General features: G+C 71.0%; 17 protein-coding genes. 8 read left to right on the top strand and 9 right to left on the bottom strand.

All coding sequences use genetic code 11. The annotated features are described in order from the left end of the window. Position 1 precedes the first annotated feature (1 nt). From ACZ5VC_RS08560 to ACZ5VC_RS08550, 3 genes are all read right to left on the bottom strand, one after another. Positions 2-1,702: an acyl-CoA mutase large subunit family protein gene (locus ACZ5VC_RS08560; protein ID WP_469119331.1), complete on the bottom strand. Its 1,701-nt coding sequence runs from the start codon at positions 1,700-1,702 to the stop codon at positions 2-4. An 84-nt stretch (positions 1,703-1,786) separates the two neighbouring features. Next, a complete protein-coding gene (locus ACZ5VC_RS08555; RefSeq protein WP_469119330.1) occupies positions 1,787-2,119 on the bottom strand; it encodes a DUF3817 domain-containing protein in 333 nt (110 codons plus the stop codon). 43 nt (positions 2,120-2,162) lie between these two features. Continuing rightward, positions 2,163-2,672 (bottom strand): MarR family winged helix-turn-helix transcriptional regulator, encoded by a 510-nt coding sequence (locus ACZ5VC_RS08550; protein ID WP_469119329.1) that lies wholly within the window; start codon positions 2,670-2,672, stop codon positions 2,163-2,165. 177 nt (positions 2,673-2,849) lie between these two features. On the opposite strand from ACZ5VC_RS08550, the gene ACZ5VC_RS08545 reads away from it, so the two are divergent. Further along, a complete protein-coding gene (locus tag ACZ5VC_RS08545) occupies positions 2,850-3,878 on the top strand; it encodes a glycoside hydrolase family 6 protein (RefSeq protein ID WP_469119328.1) in 1,029 nt (342 codons plus the stop codon). Here the strand turns inward: ACZ5VC_RS08545 and glxA are convergent, their stop codons facing one another. The 4 genes from glxA to ACZ5VC_RS08525 form a co-directional block, all read right to left on the bottom strand. Beyond that, positions 3,879-5,834, bottom strand: a complete 1,956-nt coding sequence (glxA, locus tag ACZ5VC_RS08540) for a radical copper oxidase GlxA (RefSeq protein ID WP_469119327.1) — start codon at positions 5,832-5,834, stop codon at positions 3,879-3,881. It lies immediately after the preceding gene. Positions 5,835-5,837: 3 nt separating this feature from the next. Next, entirely contained in the window at positions 5,838-7,604 is a 1,767-nt protein-coding gene (locus ACZ5VC_RS08535; RefSeq protein ID WP_469119326.1) for a glycosyltransferase family 2 protein, read from the bottom strand. Between the two features lie 207 nt (positions 7,605-7,811). Then, on the bottom strand, positions 7,812-8,105 hold the full coding sequence (locus ACZ5VC_RS08530; RefSeq protein ID WP_469119325.1) for an MTH1187 family thiamine-binding protein: 294 nt from the start codon (positions 8,103-8,105) through the stop codon (positions 7,812-7,814). Continuing rightward, positions 8,102-8,446: a DUF3817 domain-containing protein gene (locus tag ACZ5VC_RS08525; RefSeq protein ID WP_469119324.1), complete on the bottom strand. Its 345-nt coding sequence runs from the start codon at positions 8,444-8,446 to the stop codon at positions 8,102-8,104. Before ACZ5VC_RS08525 ends, ACZ5VC_RS08530 begins: the two co-directional genes overlap by 4 nt. 163 nt (positions 8,447-8,609) lie before the next feature. Here ACZ5VC_RS08525 and ACZ5VC_RS08520 point away from each other — a divergent pair, with 163 nt between their 5' ends. From ACZ5VC_RS08520 to ACZ5VC_RS08505, 4 genes are all read left to right on the top strand, one after another. After that, the gene (locus tag ACZ5VC_RS08520; protein WP_469119323.1) at positions 8,610-9,248 is read left to right on the top strand and encodes an AIM24 family protein; all 639 of its coding nucleotides are present in this window, start codon (positions 8,610-8,612) and stop codon (positions 9,246-9,248) included. Between the two features lies 1 nt (position 9,249). After that, a complete protein-coding gene (locus ACZ5VC_RS08515) occupies positions 9,250-9,900 on the top strand; it encodes an AIM24 family protein (protein ID WP_469119322.1) in 651 nt (216 codons plus the stop codon). 38 nt (positions 9,901-9,938) lie between these two features. Then, the gene (locus ACZ5VC_RS08510; protein ID WP_469119592.1) at positions 9,939-10,691 is read left to right on the top strand and encodes an AIM24 family protein; all 753 of its coding nucleotides are present in this window, start codon (positions 9,939-9,941) and stop codon (positions 10,689-10,691) included. Between the two features lie 117 nt (positions 10,692-10,808). Further along, positions 10,809-11,285, top strand: coding sequence for a MarR family winged helix-turn-helix transcriptional regulator (locus ACZ5VC_RS08505; RefSeq protein ID WP_469119321.1), 477 nt, complete (start codon positions 10,809-10,811; stop codon positions 11,283-11,285). A 58-nt stretch (positions 11,286-11,343) separates the two neighbouring features. Here ACZ5VC_RS08505 and meaB read toward each other — a convergent pair whose 3' ends face one another. After that, the gene (gene meaB / locus ACZ5VC_RS08500) at positions 11,344-12,297 is read right to left on the bottom strand and encodes a methylmalonyl Co-A mutase-associated GTPase MeaB (protein WP_468706943.1); all 954 of its coding nucleotides are present in this window, start codon (positions 12,295-12,297) and stop codon (positions 11,344-11,346) included. A gap of 23 nt (positions 12,298-12,320) precedes the next feature. Beyond that, on the bottom strand, positions 12,321-13,523 hold the full coding sequence (locus ACZ5VC_RS08495; RefSeq protein WP_468706945.1) for an acetyl-CoA C-acetyltransferase: 1,203 nt from the start codon (positions 13,521-13,523) through the stop codon (positions 12,321-12,323). A 137-nt stretch (positions 13,524-13,660) separates the two neighbouring features. Here ACZ5VC_RS08495 and mce point away from each other — a divergent pair, with 137 nt between their 5' ends. From mce to ACZ5VC_RS08480, 3 genes are all read left to right on the top strand, one after another. Then, entirely contained in the window at positions 13,661-14,113 is a 453-nt protein-coding gene (gene mce, locus ACZ5VC_RS08490; protein WP_469119320.1) for a methylmalonyl-CoA epimerase, read from the top strand. Positions 14,114-14,278: 165 nt separating this feature from the next. Next, a complete protein-coding gene (gene scy / locus ACZ5VC_RS08485) occupies positions 14,279-18,298 on the top strand; it encodes a polarized growth protein Scy (RefSeq protein ID WP_469119319.1) in 4,020 nt (1,339 codons plus the stop codon). A 114-nt stretch (positions 18,299-18,412) separates the two neighbouring features. Beyond that, complete coding sequence (locus tag ACZ5VC_RS08480) at positions 18,413-19,351, top strand: cellulose-binding protein (protein ID WP_468706950.1); 939 nt, start codon at positions 18,413-18,415, stop codon at positions 19,349-19,351. Positions 19,352-19,577: the final 226 nt, after the last annotated feature.

The following is a 19,577-nucleotide window of genomic DNA, read 5'->3' as shown; positions in this document are numbered from 1 at the left end:
GCTAGAAGCCGGGCGGCTCGGTGTACGTGCCCCACTCGTCGCGCAGGGCGTCGCAGATCTCCCCGAGCGTGGCCTCGGCGCGGACGGCCTCCAGCATCGGCGCGATCATGTTCGAGCCGTCCCGGGCCGCCGCCAGCATCGCGTCCAGGGCGCCGCGCACGGCGGCGTCGTCACGGCCGGCCTTGCGGTCGGCCAGGACCCGCACCTGCTCGCGCTCCACCTCGTGGCTGACCCGCAGGATCTCCAGGTCGCCGGTGACCGAGCCGTGGTGGACGTTGACGCCGACGACCCGCTTGTCGCCCTTCTCCAGGGACTTCTGGTACTGGAAGGCCGACTCGGCGATCTCGCCGGTGAACCAGCCGTCCTCGATCCCGCGCAGGATGCCCGAGGTGATCGGTCCGATCGGGTGCCGGCCGTCGGGGTGCGCCCGGGTGCCCCGCTCCTTGATCTGGTCGAAGATCTTCTCGGCGTCGGCCTCGATGCGGTCGGTGAGCTGCTCGATGAACCACGAACCGCCCAGCGGGTCGGCCACGTTGGCGACGCCGGTCTCCTCCATCAGCACCTGCTGGGTGCGCAGGGCGATCTCGGCGGCCTGCTCGCTCGGCAGCGCGAGGGTCTCGTCCAGGGCGTTGGTGTGCAGCGAGTTGGTGCCGCCGAGCACCGCGGCGAGCGCCTCGACGGCCGTCCGTACGACGTTGTTGTACGGCTGCTGGGCGGTGAGGGAGACACCGGCGGTCTGGGTGTGGAAGCGCAGCCACTGCGCCTTGTCGGTCTTCGCGCCGTACACCTCCTTCATCCAGCGGGCCCAGATCCGGCGTGCCGCGCGGAACTTGGCGATCTCCTCGAAGAAGTCGAGGTGCGCGTCGAAGAAGAACGACAGGCCGGGCGCGAAGACGTCCACGTCCAGGCCCCGGGAGAGGCCCAGTTCGACGTAGCCGAAACCGTCGGCGAGCGTGTACGCAAGCTCCTGCGCGGCCGTCGCGCCGGCCTCGCGGATGTGGTAGCCGGAGACCGAGAGGGGCTTGTACGCGGGGATGCCCTGCGCGCAGTGCTCCATCAGGTCGCCGATCAGGCGCAGATGGGGCTCGGGCTGGAAGAGCCATTCCTTCTGCGCGATGTACTCCTTGAAGATGTCGGTCTGGAGCGTGCCGTTGAGGACCGCCGGGTCCACGCCCTGGCGCTCGGCGGCGACCAGGTACATGCAGAAGACGGGCACGGCGGGCCCGCTGATCGTCATGGAGGTGGTGACGTCACCCAGCGGGATGTCCTTGAACAGGACCTCCATGTCGGCGGCGGAGTCGATGGCGACACCGCAGTGGCCGACCTCGCCGAGCGAACGCGGGTCGTCGGAGTCGCGGCCCATCAGGGTCGGCATGTCGAAGGCGACGGAGAGCCCGCCGCCGCCGGCCGCCAGGATCATCTTGTAGCGCTCGTTGGTCTGCTCGGCGTTGCCGAAGCCGGCGAACTGCCGGATGGTCCAGGTCCGGCCGCGGTAGCCGGTGGCGTGCAGTCCCCGGGTGAAGGGGTACTCCCCCGGCCAGCCGATCCGCTCGAAGCCCTCGTAGGTGTCGCCCGGCCGGGGGCCGTAGACGGGCTCGACCGGGTCCCCGGAGAGCGTGGTGAAGTCCGCGTCGCGCTTGCGGGCTTTGTCGTACCGGGCCTGCCAGCGAAGGCGGCCTTCCTCAATCGCGTCAGCGTCCATGCCTTCAAATTTACTAGGACGTCCTAGTAAATGTCGATGGCCAACCGCCGTACGCATCCGTACGGCGGATCCGCCGGGCCGGTCCTAGGCCTTGAGGGGCGCCGGGGCCCCGTCGGTGATCAGCGGCTCGACCTCGCGGGCGACCTTGCGCTCGACGAAGAACGCGGCCGTAGGGATGGTCCCGGAGACCAGCACCCAGAGCAGCTTGCCGAACGGCCACTTCGCCTTGGAGCCCAGGTCGAAGGCGAAGATCAGGTAGATGATGTAGAGCACGCCGTGGATCTGGGAGACCACGAAGGTGAGGTCCTCACCCTTGCCGAAGCCGTACTTGAAGACCATGCAGGTGCAGAGCACCAGCAGCATGACGGCGGTCACCAGGGCCATGACCCGGTAGCGGGTCAGCACGCTCTTTTTCATGGCATCGAGCGTAACGGCACGTTCCGGGCGATCTTCGCGCGGGTCAGGACTCCTCGAAGTCGCGGGCGGCCACCCGCAGGGGCCGCAGCATCGCGAAGATCTCGGCGCACTCCTCGGCGTCGTACGCCCCGAGCCCGAAGTCCATCTCCATCAGATCGCGGGTCGCCGCCTCGACCACCTCGCGGCCCTTCTCCGTGATGGAGGCGAGGGTGCCGCGGCCGTCGTTGGGGTTGGGCCGCTTGTCGACGAGACCGGACTTCACCAGCCGGTCCACCGTGTTCGTCACCGACGTCGGGTGGACCATCAGCCGCTCGCCGATCTTGGACATCGGCAGCTCGCCGGCCTTGGAGAAGGTGAGCAGCACCAGCGCCTCGTAGCGCGCGAAGGTCAGTCCGTACGGCTTCACCACGGCGTCGACCTCGGCGAGCAGGATCTGGTGCGCCCGCATGATCGAGGTGATCGCGGCCATCGACGGCACCGGGCCCCAGCGGTTCTGCCAGAGTTCGTCGGCACGGGCGATGGGGTCGAAGGGAAGACTGAGCGGTTTCGGCACGGCACGACCTTACCGACTGGTCACATGGTGGTCAGCCCTGTCTCGCTCTTCGGTCCCACGGGCGTGCGGGCCGGCCCTGGACGCCTGGTGGGCGGCGGTCCAGGTGTCGCAGACCGGCCTCGACCGGCCGTTGTGCCACGATGACCCAGCCTGTCCGCATTCGTCCGAGGGGGCTGGATGTCCGGCCGCAGATCCTTCTCCGTCCTCACCGCTCTGGCCCTCGCCTCCGCGATGCTGGCGGGCTGCGCCTCCGGCGGCTCGGGGGAACCGGGTGCGAGCCCCTCGGGGCCGCCGGGCGCCCGGACCGCGGCCGCCACCCCCACCGCCGGTTCCCCGTTCTGGGTCGATCCCGACAGCGACGCGGCCCGGCAGGTGCGGACGTACGAGGCGCAGGGCCGGGCCAAGGACGCCGAGGTCCTCAGGCGCATCTCCGAGCGGCCGGTCGCCGAATGGCCGGACAGCCACGATCCGGTCCCGGGGATCACGAAGGCCGTCGACGGCGCCACCACCGGCCGGCGCACGGTCGTCCTCGTCGCGTACAACATCCCGCACCGCGACTGCGGCCTGTACTCCGCCGGCGGCGCGCACGACGGGCAGGCCTACCGCGACTGGATCGACGCCTTCGCCGGCGCCATCGGCGGGGCTCCCGCCATCGTGGTCCTGGAGCCCGACGCCCTGCCCCACCTCGTGGACGGCTGCACGCCCGCCCAGCACCACGACGAGCGCTACCGGCTGCTCTCCGAGGCCGTCGACCGATTGAAGCGGCAGCCGCGCACCAAGGTGTACCTCGACGCCGGAAACCCGGCGTGGATCAAGAGCCCGGACAAGATCGCCGAGCCGCTGCGGCGGGCCGGGATCGCCCACGCCGACGGTTTCGCGCTCAACGTCTCCAACTTCCAGACCAATGACGCCGTGCGTCGCTTCGGCGCCGAACTGTCCGCACTGCTGGACGGCGCGCACTTCACCGTGGACACCAGTCGCAACGGCCACGGCCCGCTGCCGGGCGACCGGGAGGAGGCCTGGTGCAACCCGCCCGGCCGGGCCCTCGGCGTCCCGCCGACCGACCGGACCGGCGACCCCCTGGTCGACGCCTACCTCTGGATCAAGCGCCCCGGCGAGTCGGACGGCCCCTGCCGGGGCGGCCCGGCCGCCGGCACCTGGTGGCCGGACTACGCCCTGGGTCTGGCCCGTCGCGCCAAGAGCTGATCAGCCGACCTCGACCCACTTCGCCTCGGACGGGGTGCCGTCCGCGTCGGTGACGAAGAGCATGTACCAGCCGGGCGGCACCAGCGTCCTGTCCAGCGGGGCCGTCACCGTGACGGAGTCCTTGCCCTTCGTCAGACCCAGCTCGATCGAGCGCTGCTCGACGTCCGTGGTGTGGGTGACCGCGCTCGGCCGCATCAGCCGGGCCTTGGTGATCCGGTCCGCGTGCGCCGTACGGAAGGTGGCCCGGCCGTTCTGGTCGAGCTCCTGCGGCCCCTCGCCCAGCACCGGCCGCCTCGCCCCGTTCCGGTGCAGAGCGGGCGGGGTGAAGATCTCCACGCGCTGCTCGAACGTCCCGAGCTTGGTGTTGTCCACGTCGTCGAAGAGCGGGTCGGAGCCGAAGGTCGCCACCCGCCCGTCGGGGAGCAGCAGCGCCTCCGAGTGGTAGTCGCGGCCCACGGTCGGCTCGGCGGCCTCCCTGAACGCGTTGGTCCTCGGGTCGTAGAACTGTGCCTTGAGGATGTCGCTGCCGCTGCGGCCGCGGTACTGCGCGGACCCGCCGGTGGTGAACACCGAGTCGTCCGGCATGAGCACGCTGCTCAGATAGCGCGTGCCCTGCGGGAGCGCGGGCCCTTCGGCGAAGGAGGGGCTCTCCTTGCCGAGGTCGATGATCGCGGTGCGGGCGGTCGCCTTCTCGGACTCGCCGACCCCGCCGCCGCCGAGGACCATCAGCTTCTGGGCCTGCGCCGGCGGCAGCATCACGGAGGCCGAGGTCTCCAGCTGGTCGGGGTCGGCGAGTCCGCCGACGGGGGTGAAGACGTTCCTCCTCAGGTCCCACAGGCCCGGGACCCTGCCCTTGGTGGCCGGGCCGTAGCCGGCGTTGGAGCCGGTGTAGAAGAGCTTGCCGCCCTTGGTGAGGAACAGCGCCGGATAGGTGGGGAAGTAGTGGAAGGGTCCCTCGGACCACTCCTTGGTCCTCGGGTCGTAGATCTCGTTGTCCCCGGGGACGACGTCACCCACGTCGTTGAGGCCCGAGACCGCCAGGACCCTGCCGTCCTGCAGGGTGACGAGGGTGGGGTACCAGCGGGCGTCCTTCATCGGGGCGACCGGGAGGTACCTCTCGGCCTTCGGGTCGAATTCGTACGCGGCCCTGATGCCCTGGAAGTCCTGCTTCTCGGTGGTGATCCGCTGGGCGATCCCGTACACGTTGTCCGCGTCCTCGCCCTTGAGACCGACGACCTCGTACTGCGCGGCCTCGGTGGTCAGGGCGCGGGCGCCCTCCTCCACCGCCTCGACGAAGACCCGCCTCTCGGCCGCCGTGACCCTGGTCCGCCAGGGCTTCATCTGGCCGCTCCTGAAGTACGAGATCTCGAAGTCGCGCGTGGCCCTGGGGACCGTGACGTCGGACGTGGAGACGTACTCGACACCGGACGGCGACCGGAAGACCGTGCCCTTCCTGAGCGTGACCGCCTTGTCCGGGCTCTCGTTCTTGACCCGCATACCGCCGCCGGCCCGCTTGACCTCGCCGTCCAGGACTTCATAGCGGGCGGTTCCGCCGGCCACCAGCAGCCGCCCGTCGGGCAGTTGGGCGTGCCCGGCGCAGAAGAAGTCCTCGGGTGTCGGGATCTTCTTGAAGGTGTTCTTCCGCGGATCCCACAGGATGGTCTCGAAGGTGCCGGAGTCGAACTTCTTCTGGTCGTTGCCGGAGCCGGCGATCAGCAGCACCTTGCCGGTGTGGAGCAGGGCCGCGTGGATGGCGTTGACGCGGTACTCGTCCGGCACGTCCAGGGGGGCCCACGAGCCGTACTTCGCCTTGTAGGCGGGCTGGGCGATCTTGTACGCGTGGTACTGCTCCTCGGCGAAGGTGACGACGGCGGGGGCGTTGAGCGCGGCGAGGAGAAGCACCGCTCCACTGCCGAGAAGCGTCTTCCTGACCTTCTTCGACGACCGGTCGGCCATGGTTCAGCTCCCTCCTGTCGTTCCCCTCGTCGTGGCGAGCGCCGGCTCCGGCTCCTCGCCCGGTGCGAGGTCGAGCCCGGCCGGGCGGGTCCGCTCCCGCCGCTCCACGGCGACCGTCCAGCTCCACACGGCGACCGGGGCGAGGGCGATGACCAGGGCGAGTACGGCCCAGGTGCGCATCGCCGCGTGGGTGTGGCCGAAGTGCACGGAGGCGGCGAGCGAGCCGGCCAGGACCACGGCCCAGTACAGATGGATCCGGAAGGTCGCCGCCCGGTCGGGGCTGGCCTCCCCGCCCTTGGGAGTGACGACGAAGCGGCCGCGGGTGCGCAGCACCGCCGAGGCGAGCGACTTGAGGTAGATGGGGGCGCAGAGGGCGGACATCGCCATGCCGGCGAGGCCGCCGGAGCCCTCCGGCTCGTGGGGCGAGACGTTGTGGCGGCGGTTCCAGAGGTAGAGCCCGATCTGGAGGGCGGCGGCGTCGCTGTAGAGCATCAGCCAGACCGAGGACGAACCCTGGGTTCCGGAGGCGCCGAGCCAGAGGAACAGGACGCAGCTGAGGACGCCGAGGAGCCAGTTGACGGCCGTCATCGGGTAGTAGACGAGCATCAGCGTGTAGTTGAGCAGCCGGCCGGACGGCATCCGGAAAGGGGCCTTCCAGTACTGCTTGAGGAGGGTTTCGTACGTCCCCCGGGACCACCGCAGCTGCTGGGTGAAGAAGTCGGTCCAGGAGGCCGGCCCCTCGCCCACCGCGAGGACGTCGGGGGTGTAGACGGAGCGCCAGAAGTGCCCGGTCCTCGGGTTCTTGTGGCGGTGCAGTTCGAAACCGGTCGCCATGTCCTCGGTGACCGAGTCGCGCAGGCCGCCGATCTGCTTGACGGCGGAGATCCGGACGATGTTGTTGGTGCCGACGAACATGGGCGCGTGGTAGCGGTTTCCGGCCCGCTGGATCAGGGCGTGGAAGAGGAACTGCTGGGACTCCGCGGCCTTGGTGACCGGCGAGGTGTAGTTGCCGTAGACCTGTGGGCCGACGACGAAGGCGATGTCGGGATCGCGGAAGAAGCCGAGCATCCGCTCCAGGAAGTTCGGCAGCGGCACATGGTCGGTGTCGACGGAGGCGAAGACGTCGTAGTCGTCCCCGTGCATGGCGATCCAGGCGTTGTAGTTGCCGTGCTTGGTGCGCGCCTTGTGGACGCCCTTCTCGCGGTTCCACGCGGGGACACCACTGCGGGAGAAGTGCCGTACGCCCAGCTCCCGGCAGAGGGCCCTGGCCTGTTCGTCGTCGCCCTCGTCGAGGAGCCAGATGTCGAGCGGCCCGTCGTGCCTGAGGCGCGTGGCGCCTTCCAGGGTGGCGCGGACCATGGAGAGCGGTTCCTTGCCGGGGACGTACGTGGTGAGGAACGCGACGCGGGTCCCGGCCTGCGGGACGACGGGTATCGGATCACGGGCGGCCATCGTGGCGTGGGCGATGGAGGCGACGTTGACCAGCATGAAGAGGCAGATCAGGCCGATGGACACGAGCATCACGGTGTCGAACCCGATCAGCCACCGGTCGCCGCCCTCGCGGACGGTCCAGTGGGTGGGCCAGACCAGGTACACGAGCAGCACGCCCGAGAGCACCGGCGCCAGGGTCATCAGCAGGACGGCGCGTATTCGGTGCGGTTCGCGCGAGAGCAGACTGCGGTAGCGCACGGTGTAGGCGGTCCGCCCCGGCTCGGTGAGCGGACCGGCCAGACGACTGTAGGTGTCGTAGTCGTAGCCATCCGGCCCCACGGTGCCTCCAGCTGTCGAGCGAGGTCGATACACCCCACGGAAAGGGAGTGGGGACCGTGTCGCGACCGGTGTCGTCCGAGCGGGCGTTTTTTGTCCGTTGGGCCGATGCGGTGACGGCCGGTACGCCCGATCCGGTGAACGCCCCTTTCGGGGAACGGCGAAGCCCCCGGCCGGGTGGGCCGGGGGCTTTCGCGGGAAAGGGTGCGTTCAGGCCGAGAGGTGCCGCTCCACCGTCTCGACCTTGCTGGTCAGCCCGTCGGTGACGCCGGGCCTGACGTCCGCCTTGAGGACCAGCGAGACGCGCGGCGCCCGGGCCTCGACCGCCGCGACGGCGCGCTTGACGACGTCCATGACCTCGTCCCAGTCGCCCTCGATCGAGGTGAACATCGCGTCGGTGCGGTTCGGCAGCCCGGACTCGCGGACGATCCGGACGGCGTCGGCCACGTACTCGCCGACCTCCTCGCCGACGCCGAGCGGGGTGACGGAGAAGGCGACGATCATGCGTTCACCGTGCCCTCGCGGCGGGCGCGGGAGGCGATGACCGCGTCCTCGGCGGCGCGCTTGAGCCTGCGCTCGGCGAAGAAGCCGCCGAAGGGCAGGACGGAGAGGACGAAGTAGAGGGCGGCGGTGGAGAGCTGCCACTTCGTACGGTTCCAGGCGTCCAGCCAGAAGAGCACGTAGAGGATGAAGAGGATGCCGTGGACGGCGCCCATCACCGGGACCGCGTTGAAGTCCGTGGTGCGCTTGAGCACCGAGCAGACCAGCAGCAGCAGGAACGACACGGCCTCGGGGGCCGAGACGAGCCGGAGTCGGTGGAGGGAGGAGGCGGTCTTGATGTCCACGGTTCACCTTCGGGGGGAGGGGCCGGTGATCTTGTGAATGGAAGCACAAGCGTTCGTCCATTGTGGCAGCCGTCTTTGCCGGAGCTTTATGAGGGTCGGGTCGGGGGTCGGATCGTCCCGGGGTCTCTGTTCGCGCCCGCTTCCCGCCCAGTAACGTCACCCCGTGGCAACGTTTCGACTCCAAGGCAGCAAAGTGCTCGCCGTCGACATGACCGGCGACGCCGTCAAGGCGAAGAACGGCTCGATGGTCGCGTACGACGGCCGGATGGCCTTCAAGAAGATGTCCGGCGGCGGTGAGGGGATCCGCGGCATGGTCACCCGCCGGCTCACCGGCGAGCAGATGACCGTGATGGAGGTGACCGGCCAGGGCACGTGCTACTTCGCCGACCGTGCGTCCGAGATCAATCTGGTGTCCCTGCGCGGCGACAAGCTGTACGTCGAGGCGAGCAATCTGCTCTGCACCGACGCCGGCCTGCGCACCGGCACCAGCTTCACCGGGCTGCGCGGTGGTGCGACCGGGAACGGTCTGTTCACCACCACCGTCGAGGGCAGCGGGCAGGCGGCGATCATGTCGGACGGACCCGCCGTGGTGCTCCGGGTGACCCCGCAGTACCCGCTCTCGGTCGACCCCGGCGCGTACATCGCCCACCAGGGCAACCTCCAGCAGAGCTTCCAGTCCGGTGTGACGTTCCGCACGTTCATGGGCGAGGGCGGCGGCGAGGCGTTCCAGATCCGGTTCGAGGGCGACGGCCTGGTCTACGTACAGCCCAGCGAGCGGAACACCGTCGGAGGGGACGTCTGACATGCCGTTCCGAGAGATCAATTCGAAGATGGTCGAGGCCACGGTGGTCCCCGGTCAGCGGATGTTCAGCCAGCGTGGCGCGATGCTCGCGTACCGGGGGGACGTCACTTTCACGCCGAACATCGCGGGGGGCCAGGGCGGCGTGATGTCGATGATCGGCCGCCGGGTGGCCGGCGAGGCGACGCCGCTGATGACCGTCGAGGGCAGTGGCACGGTGATGTTCGGTCACGGCGGCCACCACATCCAGGTCATCCAGCTGACCGGCGACACCCTGTACGTCGAGGCCGACCGGCTGCTGGCCTTCGACGGCACCCTGGAGCAGGGGACGATGTTCATGGGCTCCCAGGGCGGCGTCATGGGGATGGTGCGCGGCCAGGTCACCGGCCAGGGCCTGTTCACCACGACTCTCAAGGGCCATGGCGCGGTCGCGGTGATGGCGCACGGCGGCGTGATCGAACTGCCCGTCGCGCCGGGCCGGGACGTCCATGTGGACCCGCAGGCCTACGTTGCCCACCACGGCGACGTGCGCAACAAGCTCTCCACCGCGCTCGGCTGGCGCGACATGGTGGGCCGGGGCTCGGGCGAGGCGTTCCAGCTGGAGCTGAGCGGCAATGGTGTGGTCTACGTCCAGGCGTCGGAGGAGAAGCTGTGAGCGCGTACGGCGGGGCGGGCCCCGTGATCCTGGACCCGATGACGCTGCCGAGCGACGACAACGTCAACGCGTACACCTTCTGCGTGGAGCTCAAGGGCTCCCAGTGGTTCCTGCAGAAGGGGAAGATGATCGCCTACTACGGGCGGATCGACTTCAACGGCATCGGCCACGGCCGCTTCGAGGGGCTGCTGCGGACGAGCTTCCACTCGCCGCTGCACGCGAGCGACTGGGTGGTGGCGGAGGGCAGCGGCAAGATGCTGCTCGCGGACCGCGCCTTCGACGTGAACTCGTACGACCTGGACGAGGGCAATCTGACGATCCGGTCGGGCAATCTGCTGGCCTACCAGCCGTCACTGGCGCTGAAGCAGTCGATCGTCCCGGGGTTCGTGACGCTGATCGGTACGGGCAAGTTCGTGGCCGCGTCGAACGGTCCGGTGGTCTTCATGGAGCCGCCGCTGCGGGTCGACCCCCAGGCGCTGGTGGGCTGGGCCGACTGCCCGTCGCCGTGCCACCACTACGACCACGGCTACATGGCCGGCGTGATGGGCGGGGTACGGGCACTGACGGGCCTGGGCGGTGTCTCCGGCGAGGAGCACCAGTTCGAGTTCGTGGGGGCGGGCACGGTACTGCTCCAGTCGACGGAGACCCTGATGGCCGAGCAGCCGACGGGCGCCGTGCCGCACGAGCCGGGCGTTCCAGGCGGCGGGGCGGGTTCCGGCCATGGTCAGCCGGGCTCGGTACCGCGCCTTCCCGGACAGCTCGGAGACCTCCAGCGTCGCTTCGGCCTGTGAGCGGTAGTCTGCGGAGTGTGACGCTCTCGAACGTCTGCGCCCTTGTTGGGCTCGCTGACGCCGGCGTCACACTCCCCGACTTCGTCCAGTATTCAACTTCTTAGGTAGAATCCACATATGGAGACCGACACCGCCACCCACTGGCTGAGCGACGCCGAGCAGTGCGCCTGGCGCACCTACCTGGACGTCAACAGGATGCTGACGTACCAGATGGAGAGGGACCTCCAGCCGTTCGGCCTGACCAACAACGACTACGAGATCCTGGTGAACCTCTCGGAGTCGGCCGAGCGACGCCTGCGGATGAGTGACCTCGCGGCGGCGACGCTTCAGTCCAAGAGCCGCCTCTCGCACCAGATCACCCGCATGGAGAAGGCCGGCCTGGTCCGCCGCGAGAACTGCGAGTCGGACCGGCGCGGGCTGTACGCCGTGCTCACGGAGCAGGGCATGGAGACGATGCGGAAGGTCGCGCCGCACCACGTCGACTCCGTACGCAAGCACTTCATCGACCTGATGACGCCCGAGGCTCTCGCGGATCTACGCGAGTCACTCACCCCGGTGGCGGAGAAGCTCCGGGGCCGCCGGGGCAAGCCCTGACCTTCGCCGTCCCCGGTCGTGGGCACCCGCCCCGAGGGACGGGTGCCCCGGGAACGGGCTACGCCGTGATCGCGGCCACCAGTTCGTCCGCCGCCGCGTAGGGATCGAGCTGTCCCGCCACGATCCGCTCCGCCAGCGCGTCCAGACGCCGGTCACCGTGCAGGTCCCCGATGCGTTCGCGCAGCGCCGTCACCGCGATGGTCTCCACCTCGCGCGCCGAGCGCGCCCGGCGGCGCTCCGCGAGGACCCCGTGCTCCTCCATCCACGCCCGGTGCTTCTCGAGCGCCTCGACCACCTCGTCGATGCCCTCGCCGCGCGCCGCGACCGTCTTCACGATCGGCGGGCGCCAGTCGCCCGGGCCCCTGGCCTCGCCCAGGCCCAGCATGTGGTTCAGCTCGCGGGCGGTCGCGTCGGCGCCGTCCCGGTCGGCCTTGTTCACCACGTACACGTCGCCGATCTCCAGGATGCCCGCCTTGGCCGCCTGGATCCCGTCGCCCATGCCCGGGGCGAGCAGCACCACGGAGGTGTCCGCCTGGGAGGCGATCTCCACCTCCGACTGCCCCACTCCGACCGTCTCGACGAGGATCACGTCGCAGCCGGCCGCGTCGAGGACGCGGATCGCCTGCGGCGCGGACCAGGCGAGACCGCCCAGGTGCCCTCGGGTGGCCATCGAGCGGATGTAGACCCCCGGGTCGGAGGCGTGCTCCGACATCCGGACCCGGTCACCGAGCAGCGCGCCGCCGCTGAAGGGCGACGACGGGTCGACGGCCAGGACGCCGACCCGCTTCCCGGCCCGCCGGTACGCCGAGACGAGCGCCGAGGTCGACGTCGACTTGCCGACACCCGGCGAGCCGGTCAGACCGACCACGTACGCCCCGCCGGTCAGCGGCGCCAGCGCCGCCATCACCTCGCGCAGCTGCGGGGACGCCCCCTCCACGAGTGAGATCAGCCGGGCCACGGCCCGCGGCCGGCCCTCCCGCGCCTGGGCGACCAGCTGGGGGACGTCCACCATCGTGCTGCTCCGTTCCTCGAGACTTACTTACCCGGGACGCGCACGATCAGGGCGTCGCCCTGGCCGCCGCCGCCGCACAGCGCGGCCGCGCCCACGCCGCCTCCGCGGCGCTTCAGCTCCAGCGCCAGGTGGAGAACCACGCGCGCGCCGGACATGCCGATGGGGTGACCGAGCGCGATCGCGCCACCGTTCACATTCACCTTTTCCGGGGAGACCCCGAGGTCCTTCATTGACTGCACGGCGACCGCGGCGAAGGCCTCGTTGATCTCGATGAGGTCGAGGTCGTCGACGGACAGGCCCTCCTTCTTGAGGGCGTGCTGGATGGCGTTGGACGGCTGCGACTGGAGCGAGTTGTCCGGGCCGGCGACATTGCCGTGGGCGCCGATCTCGGCGATCCACTCCAGACCGAGCTCCTCGGCCTTCGCCTTGCTCATCACGACGACGGCCGCGGCGCCGTCGGAGATCTGCGAGGAGGTGCCGGCCGTGATCGTGCCGTCCTTGGCGAACGCGGGGCGCAGCTTGCCGAGCGACTCGACGGTCGTCTCGCCGCGGATGCCCTCGTCCTTGGAGAAGACGACCGGCTCGCCCTTGCGCTGCGGGATCTCGACCGGGGTGATCTCCGCCTCGAAGATGCCGTTCTTCTGCGCGGCGGCGGCGCGCTGGTGCGACAGCGCGGCGATCTCGTCCTGCTCGGGGCGGGCGATGCCGAGGCGGGTGTTGTGCTTCTCGGTCGACTCGCCCATGGCGACGTTCTCGAAGGAGTCGGTCAGACCGTCGTACGCCATCGCGTCGATCATCTCGATCGCGCCGTACTTGTAGCCCTCGCGGGACTTCGGCAGCAGGTGCGGCGCGTTGGTCATCGACTCCTGGCCGCCCGCGACCACGATGTCGAACTCACCGGCGCGGATCAGCTGGTCGGCCAGCGCGATGGCGTCCAGGCCGGACAGACAGACCTTGTTGATGGTCAGCGCGGGGACGTTCATCGGAATGCCGCCCTTGACCGCGGCCTGACGGGCCGGGATCTGGCCCGCACCGGCCTGCAGCACCTGGCCCATGATCACGTACTGCACCTGGTCGCCGCCGATCCCGGCGCGGTCCAGGGCGGCCTTGATGGCGAATCCGCCGAGGTCGGCGCCCGAGAAGGACTTGAGGGAGCCGAGGAGACGGCCCATGGGCGTGCGAGCGCCCGCGACGATCACTGAAGTGGTACCGGTCGTTCCAGACATGAGGCACAGCCCCTTGGAGATGAGGAGTGAACGAGGGTTTACCTCAATGTACTGAGCGGTACTGGTCCGGTCACCGGCCAGTCAGTGTGATCGCGCGCACGTTGCGTAACCACCGCCGGGGCGCTGCACTAGGTGCCATGCTGACGCGAATCGACCACATCGGGATCGCCTGTTTCGACCTCGACAAGACTGTCGAGTTCTACCGTGCGACGTACGGCTTCGAGGTGTTCCACTCCGAGATCAACGAGGAGCAGGGCGTCCGCGAGGCCATGCTCAAGATCAATGACACCTCCGACGGGGGCGCCTCCTACCTCCAGCTCCTCGAACCCACCCGCGAGGACTCCGCGGTCGGGAAGTGGCTGGCCAAGAACGGTGAGGGGGTCCACCACATCGCCTTCGGCACCGCCGACGTGGACGGCGACGCCCAGGACATCCGTGAAAAGGGCGTACGGGTTCTGTACGACGAGCCGCGCATCGGCTCCATGGGGTCCCGCATCACGTTCCTGCACCCCAAGGACTGCCACGGGGTCCTCACCGAACTCGTCACCTCGGCGAAGCCGTCCGCCGACCCCTCCTCAGCCGAGCACTGACCCCCGGATTCCCGGCCCGGTAGAGTGGCGGCTCCGGGCCGGGGCCGGATCGGGGCCGTGCCGCGGTGTCGTCTTTGATCTGACACCATTCCCCGGGGGGCCGTTCGCCGGGGAACGGTGCTCGTTTGGAGAGAGTTGCGACCAGGGGACGGATGGGACCGCGCAGTGCGGGGCTACGAACGCCAGGAGAGCCACCGAGCTGACGACGACCACCTCTCGCGGTTCGAAGCCGAGATGGACCGGCTGAAGACCGAGCGGGAGAAGGCCGTCCAGCACGCCGAGGACCTCGGTTACCAGGTCGAGGTATTGCGCGCCAAGCTCCACGAGGCGCGCCGCACGATCGCATCCCGGCCCGCCTACGACAGCGCCGACATCGGTTACCAGGCCGAGCAGCTGCTCCGTAACGCCCAGATCCAGGCCGACCAGCTGCGCTCGGACGCCGAGCGCGAGCTGCGCGAGGCCCGCGCCCAGACCCAGCGCATCCTCCAGGAGCACGCGGAGCACCAGGCGAGGCTCCAGGCCGAGCTGCACACCGAGGCCGTGCAGCGGCGCCAGCGCCTCGACCAGGAGCTGGCCGAGCGCCGGCAGACGGTCGAGGCCCACGTCAACGAGAACGTGGCCTGGGCGGAGCAGCTGCGGGCCCGTACGGAGTCCCAGGCCCGCCGGCTCCTCGAGGAGTCCCGCGCCGAGGCCGAGCAGTCCCTGGCCGCCGCCCGCGCCGAGGCCACCCGGCTCGCCGAGGAGGCCCGTCGGCGGCTCGCCGCCGAGGCGGAGTCCGCCCGCGCCGAGGCCGAGGCGACCCTGCTGCGCGCCCGCAAGGACGCCGAGCGGCTGCTCAACGCCGCGTCCACCCAGGCCCAGGAGGCCACCAGCCACGCCGAGCAGCTGCGCTCCGCCACCACCGCCGAGTCCGACCAGGCGCGCCGGCAGGCCGCCGAGCTCGGCCGGGCCGCCGAGCAGCGGATGCAGGAGGCCGAGGAGCGGCTGCGCGAGGCGCGCGCCGAGGCCGAGAAGACCCTCAACGAGGCCAAGGAGACCGCCGCCCGGCAGCTCACCTCCGCCGAGTCCGTCAACGAACAGCGGACCCGTACGGCCAAGGCGGAGATCGCCCGGCTCGTCGCCGAGGCCACCAAGGACTCCGAGACGCTGAAGGCGGAGGCCGAGCAGGCGCTCGCCGACGCCCGCGCCGAGGCCGAGAAGCTGGTGGCGGAGGCCGCCGAGAAGGCCCGCACGGCGGTGGCCGAGGACTCGGCGGCGCAGCTGGCCAAGGCCGCCCGGACCGCCGAGGAGGTCCTCACCAAGGCGTCCGCGAACGCCCAGGAGACCACCCGCAAGGCGTCCGAGGAGGCCGAGCGGATCCGCCGCGAGGCCGAGGCGGAGGCGGAGCGGCTGCGGTCGCAGGCCGAGGAGCAGGCGGACCAGCTCAAGGGCGCGGCCAAGGACGACACCAAGGAGTACCGCGCCAAGACGGTCGAGCTGCAGGAGGAGGCGCGCCGGCTGCGCGGCGAGGCCGAGCAGCTGCGGGCGGAGGCGATCGCCGAGGGCGAGCGGATCCGGGGCGAGGCCCGGCGCGAGGCCGTCCAGCAGATCGAGGAGGCGGCCAGGACCGCCGAAGAGCTGCTGACCAAGGCGCGGACCGACGCGGACGAGCTGCGCTCCGGCGCGAGCGCGGAGAGCGAGCGGATCCGGGGCGAAGCGGCCGAGCGGGCCGCCGCCCTGCGCAAGCAGGCCGAGGAGACCCTGGAGCGCTCCCGCGCCGAGGCGGACCGGCTGCGTGCCGAGGCCGAGGAGCAGGCGGACTCGGTGAAGGCGGCGGCCGACCAGGCAGCGGCCGAGACCCGCGCCGACGCCGAGCGGGCCGCCGAGGCCCGGCACGCCGAGGCGGCCGCCGAGCTGAGCCGGCTGCACTCCGAGGCCGAGATGCGCCTCACCACCGCCGGACAGGAACTCACCGACGCCCGTGCCGAGGGCGAGCGGATGCGCCGCGAGGCCGCCGAGGAGACCGAGCGGCTGCGCACCGAGGCCGCCGAGCGGATCCGTACGCTGCAGGCCCAGGCCGAGCAGGAGGCCGAGCGGCTGCGCACCGAGGCGGCGGCCGACGCGTCGGCCGCCCGCGCGGAGGCCGAGTCGGTGGCCGTACGGCTGCGCACCGACGCCGCCACCGAGGCGGAGCGGCTCAAGACCGAGGCACAGGACACCGCGGACCGTCTGCGGGCCGAGGCGGCCGCCGCGGCCGAGCGGGTCGGCGCAGAGGCGGCCGAGGCGCTCGCCGCCGCCCAGGAGGAGGCGAACCGCCGCCGCCGCGAGGCCGAGGAGACGCTGAACTCCGCGCGCGCCGAGGCGAACGAGGAGCGTGAGCGGGCGCGCGAGCAGAGCGAGGAGCTGCTCGCCTCCGCGCGCAAGCGCGTGGACGAGGCGCAGACCGAGGCGCACCGGCTGGTGGAGGAGGCCGACCGGCGTGCCACCGAGATGGTGTCCGCCGCCGAGCAGACGGCCCAGCAGGTACGGGACTCGGTCGCCGGTCTCCAGGAGCAGGCCGAGGAGGAGATCGCCGGGCTGCGTTCGGCGGCCGAGCATTCCGCCGAGCGGACCCGCACCGAGGCGCAGGAGGAGGCGGACCGGGTCCGCGCCGACGCGTACGAGGAGCGGGAGCGGGCCGCCGAGGACGCGAACCGGGTCCGCACCCGCGCCCAGGAGGAGTCGGAGGCCGCCAGGGCGCTCGCCGACCGGACCGTCTCGGAGGCCATCACCGAGGCGGACAAGCTCCGTTCGGACACGGCCGAATACGCGCAGCGGGTCCGGACCGAGGCCACGGACGCGCTGGCGTCGGCCGAGCAGGACGCGTCCCGCACCCGTGCGGGGGCCCGCGACGACGCCAACCGGATCCGTTCCGAGGCGGCTTCGCAGGCGGACCGGCTGGTCGGCGAGGCGACGAGCGAGGCCGAGCGGATCACGACCGAGGCGACCGAGCTGCTGTCGCTGGCCGAGCAGGACGCGGAGCGGACCCGTACGGAGTCCGAGCGGATCAGGACGGAGGCCGAGGCGGAGGCCGAGCGGCTGCGCGCGGCGGCCCGGACCGACGGCGAGCAGGTGCTGGACGAGGCGCGGAAGGCCGCCGACAAGCGGCGGGCCGACGCGGCGGCGCAGGCGGACCAGCTGATCGGCGAGGCGACGAGCGAGGCCGAGCGGATCACGACCGAGGCGACCGAGCAGGCCGAGCGGCGGCTGCGCGAGGCGTCGGGCGAGGCGGAGCGGCTGCGGGCCGAGGCCGCCGAGACGGTCGGTTCGGCGCAGCAGGCGGCGGAGCGGATCCGTGCGGAGTCCGAGCGTGTGCGGGCCGAGGCGGAGGCCGCGGCCGAACAGATGCGCGCGGAGGCCCGCTCGGAGGCGGACCGGATCCTCGACGAGGCGCGCGAGTCGGCGGCCAAGCGCCGTGCGGACGCGGCCGAGCAGGCGGACCAGCTCATCGCGAAGGCCCAGGAGGAGGCGCTGCGCGCCACCACCGAGGCCGAGGCGCAGGCGGACACGATGGTGGGCGCCGCCCGCAAGGAGGCCGAGCGGATCGTCGCCGAGGCGACCGTCGAGGGCAACTCCCTGGTGGAGAAGGCCCGTACGGACGCCGATGAACTGCTGGTCGGGGCGCGCAGCGACGCGACGGCCATAAGGGAGCGCACCGAGGAGCTGCGGGCGCGTACCGAGGCGGAGATCGAGGAGCTGCACGACCGGGCCCGCCGGGAGAGCGCCGAGCAGATGAGGACGGCCGGCGAGCGGGTCGACAAGCTGGTGACCGCGGCGACCGAGCAGGAGGCACGGGCCGCGGCGAAGGCCAAGGAGCTGCTGGCCGACGCCAATTCGGAGGCGAGCAAGGTCCGGATCGCCGCGGTGAAGAAGGCCGAGGGGCTGCTCAAGGAGGCCGAGCAGAAGAAGGCCACGCTGGTCCGTGAGGCGGAGAAGATCAAGGCCGACGCCGAGCACGAGGCGGAGCAGATGATCTCCGAAGGAAAGCGGGAACTGGAGGTCCTGGTGCGTCGGCGGGAGGACATCAATGCCGAGATCTCCCGTGTCCAGGATGTTCTTGAGGCGTTGGAGTCTTTCGAGGCGCCGTCCACGGGTACGAAGGACGGAGTCAAGGCGGGCGTTTCGGCGGGGGTTACACGTTCGAGTGGCAAGTCCTCCGAGGGCTAGCCACTCAAAAGGCTGGACATTCTCCAGATCAAACGGGCATCCGCTCGATGACACGCCGCTTCGGCCCCTAGGATTCCCCCTATCACCTCACCGGTCTCATTCGACAGGAACCCCATGAGCGACACATCCTCCCCCTTCGGCTTCGAGCTCGTGCGGCGTGGTTACGACCGCGGTCAGGTGGACGACCGCATTACCAAGCTCGTCGCCGACCGTGACAGTGCTCTGGCCCGAATCACCTCTCTGGAAAAGCGCATCGAGGAGCTCCACCTCGAGACCCAGAACGCCCAGGCCCAGGTCAGCGACGCCGAGCCGTCGTACGCCGGTCTCGGTGCGCGGGTCGAGAAGATCCTCCGCCTCGCCGAGGAGGAGGCGAAGGACCTGCGTGAGGAGGCCCGTCGCGCGGCCGAGCAGCACCGCGAGCTCGCCGAGTCGGCCGCCCAGCAGGTGCGCAACGACGCGGAGTCGTTCGCGGCGGAGCGGAAGGCGAAGGCCGAGGACGAGGGCGTCCGGATCGTCGAGAAGGCCCAGGGCGAGGCGAACTCGCTGCGCGCCGAGGCGCAGAAGGACGCGCAGTCGAAGCGCGAGGAGGCGGACGCCCTCTTCGAGGAGACCCGCGCCAAGGCCGCTCAGGCCGCCGCCGACTTCGAGACCAACCTCGCCAAGCGCCGCGAGCAGTCCGAGCGCGACCTGGCGTCGCGTCAGGCGAAGGCGGAGAAGCGTCTCGCGGAGATCGAGCACCGCGCCGAGCAGCTGCGCCTGGAGGCCGAGAAGCTGCGTACGGACGCGGAGCGCCGGGCCCGTCAGACGGTGGAGACCGCGCAGCGCCAGGCCGAGGACATCGTGGCCGACGCGAACGCCAAGGCCGACCGGATCCGCTCGGAATCGGAGCGCGAGCTGGCAGCGCTGACGAACCGCCGCGACTCCATCAACGCGCAGCTGACCAACGTCCGCGAGATGCTGGCGACGCTGACCGGCGCCGCGGTGGCCGCGGCCGGTTCGCCGGTGGACGACGAGCCCGTGACGCGCGGCGTCCCGGCCCAGCAGTCCCGGTAAGCACGCGCCCCGGCGAGTCAGCCGAAGGGACGCGCGGGTGTCGAAAGGGATGGGGTCCCCCCGCCGTAGGCAGGGGGAGCGCGGAGGCCGCGAGGAACGAGCGGTCGAGCCCGATCCACCGTCGACGCACGCTTGAGCGTCCCGGAGGGGAACCGAGCCCCAAAGCAGCGCGCAGCCCTCCGTCATTCCGGTGGCGGGGGGCTTCGTCCGCTCGTAGCGTGGACGG

It is taken from the genome of Streptomyces sp. NPDC033174, assembly GCF_055577795.1.
Note: the sequence above shows the minus strand (reverse complement) of the source record. Positions and strands in the feature narration are given on the sequence as shown.

What these genes read in the sequence shown, in the direction of transcription:
- ACZ5VC_RS08480 (WP_468706950.1), top strand. Translation starts at nt 18,413, where the DNA reads ATGAGCGACACATCCTCCCCCTTCGGCTTCGAGCTCGTGCGGCGTGGT.
- ACZ5VC_RS08505 (WP_469119321.1), top strand. Translation starts at nt 10,809, where the DNA reads ATGGAGACCGACACCGCCACCCACTGGCTGAGCGACGCCGAGCAGTGC.
- ACZ5VC_RS08530 (WP_469119325.1), bottom strand. Translation starts at nt 8,105, where the DNA reads ATGATCGTCGCCTTCTCCGTCACCCCGCTCGGCGTCGGCGAGGAGGTC.
- glxA (WP_469119327.1), bottom strand. Translation starts at nt 5,834, where the DNA reads ATGGCCGACCGGTCGTCGAAGAAGGTCAGGAAGACGCTTCTCGGCAGT.
- ACZ5VC_RS08560 (WP_469119331.1), bottom strand. Translation starts at nt 1,702, where the DNA reads ATGGACGCTGACGCGATTGAGGAAGGCCGCCTTCGCTGGCAGGCCCGG.
- ACZ5VC_RS08555 (WP_469119330.1), bottom strand. Translation starts at nt 2,119, where the DNA reads ATGAAAAAGAGCGTGCTGACCCGCTACCGGGTCATGGCCCTGGTGACC.
- ACZ5VC_RS08545 (WP_469119328.1), top strand. Translation starts at nt 2,850, where the DNA reads ATGTCCGGCCGCAGATCCTTCTCCGTCCTCACCGCTCTGGCCCTCGCC.
- ACZ5VC_RS08515 (WP_469119322.1), top strand. Translation starts at nt 9,250, where the DNA reads ATGCCGTTCCGAGAGATCAATTCGAAGATGGTCGAGGCCACGGTGGTC.
- ACZ5VC_RS08495 (WP_468706945.1), bottom strand. Translation starts at nt 13,523, where the DNA reads ATGTCTGGAACGACCGGTACCACTTCAGTGATCGTCGCGGGCGCTCGC.
- ACZ5VC_RS08510 (WP_469119592.1), top strand. Translation starts at nt 9,939, where the DNA reads ATGACGCTGCCGAGCGACGACAACGTCAACGCGTACACCTTCTGCGTG.
- mce (WP_469119320.1), top strand. Translation starts at nt 13,661, where the DNA reads ATGCTGACGCGAATCGACCACATCGGGATCGCCTGTTTCGACCTCGAC.
- meaB (WP_468706943.1), bottom strand. Translation starts at nt 12,297, where the DNA reads ATGGTGGACGTCCCCCAGCTGGTCGCCCAGGCGCGGGAGGGCCGGCCG.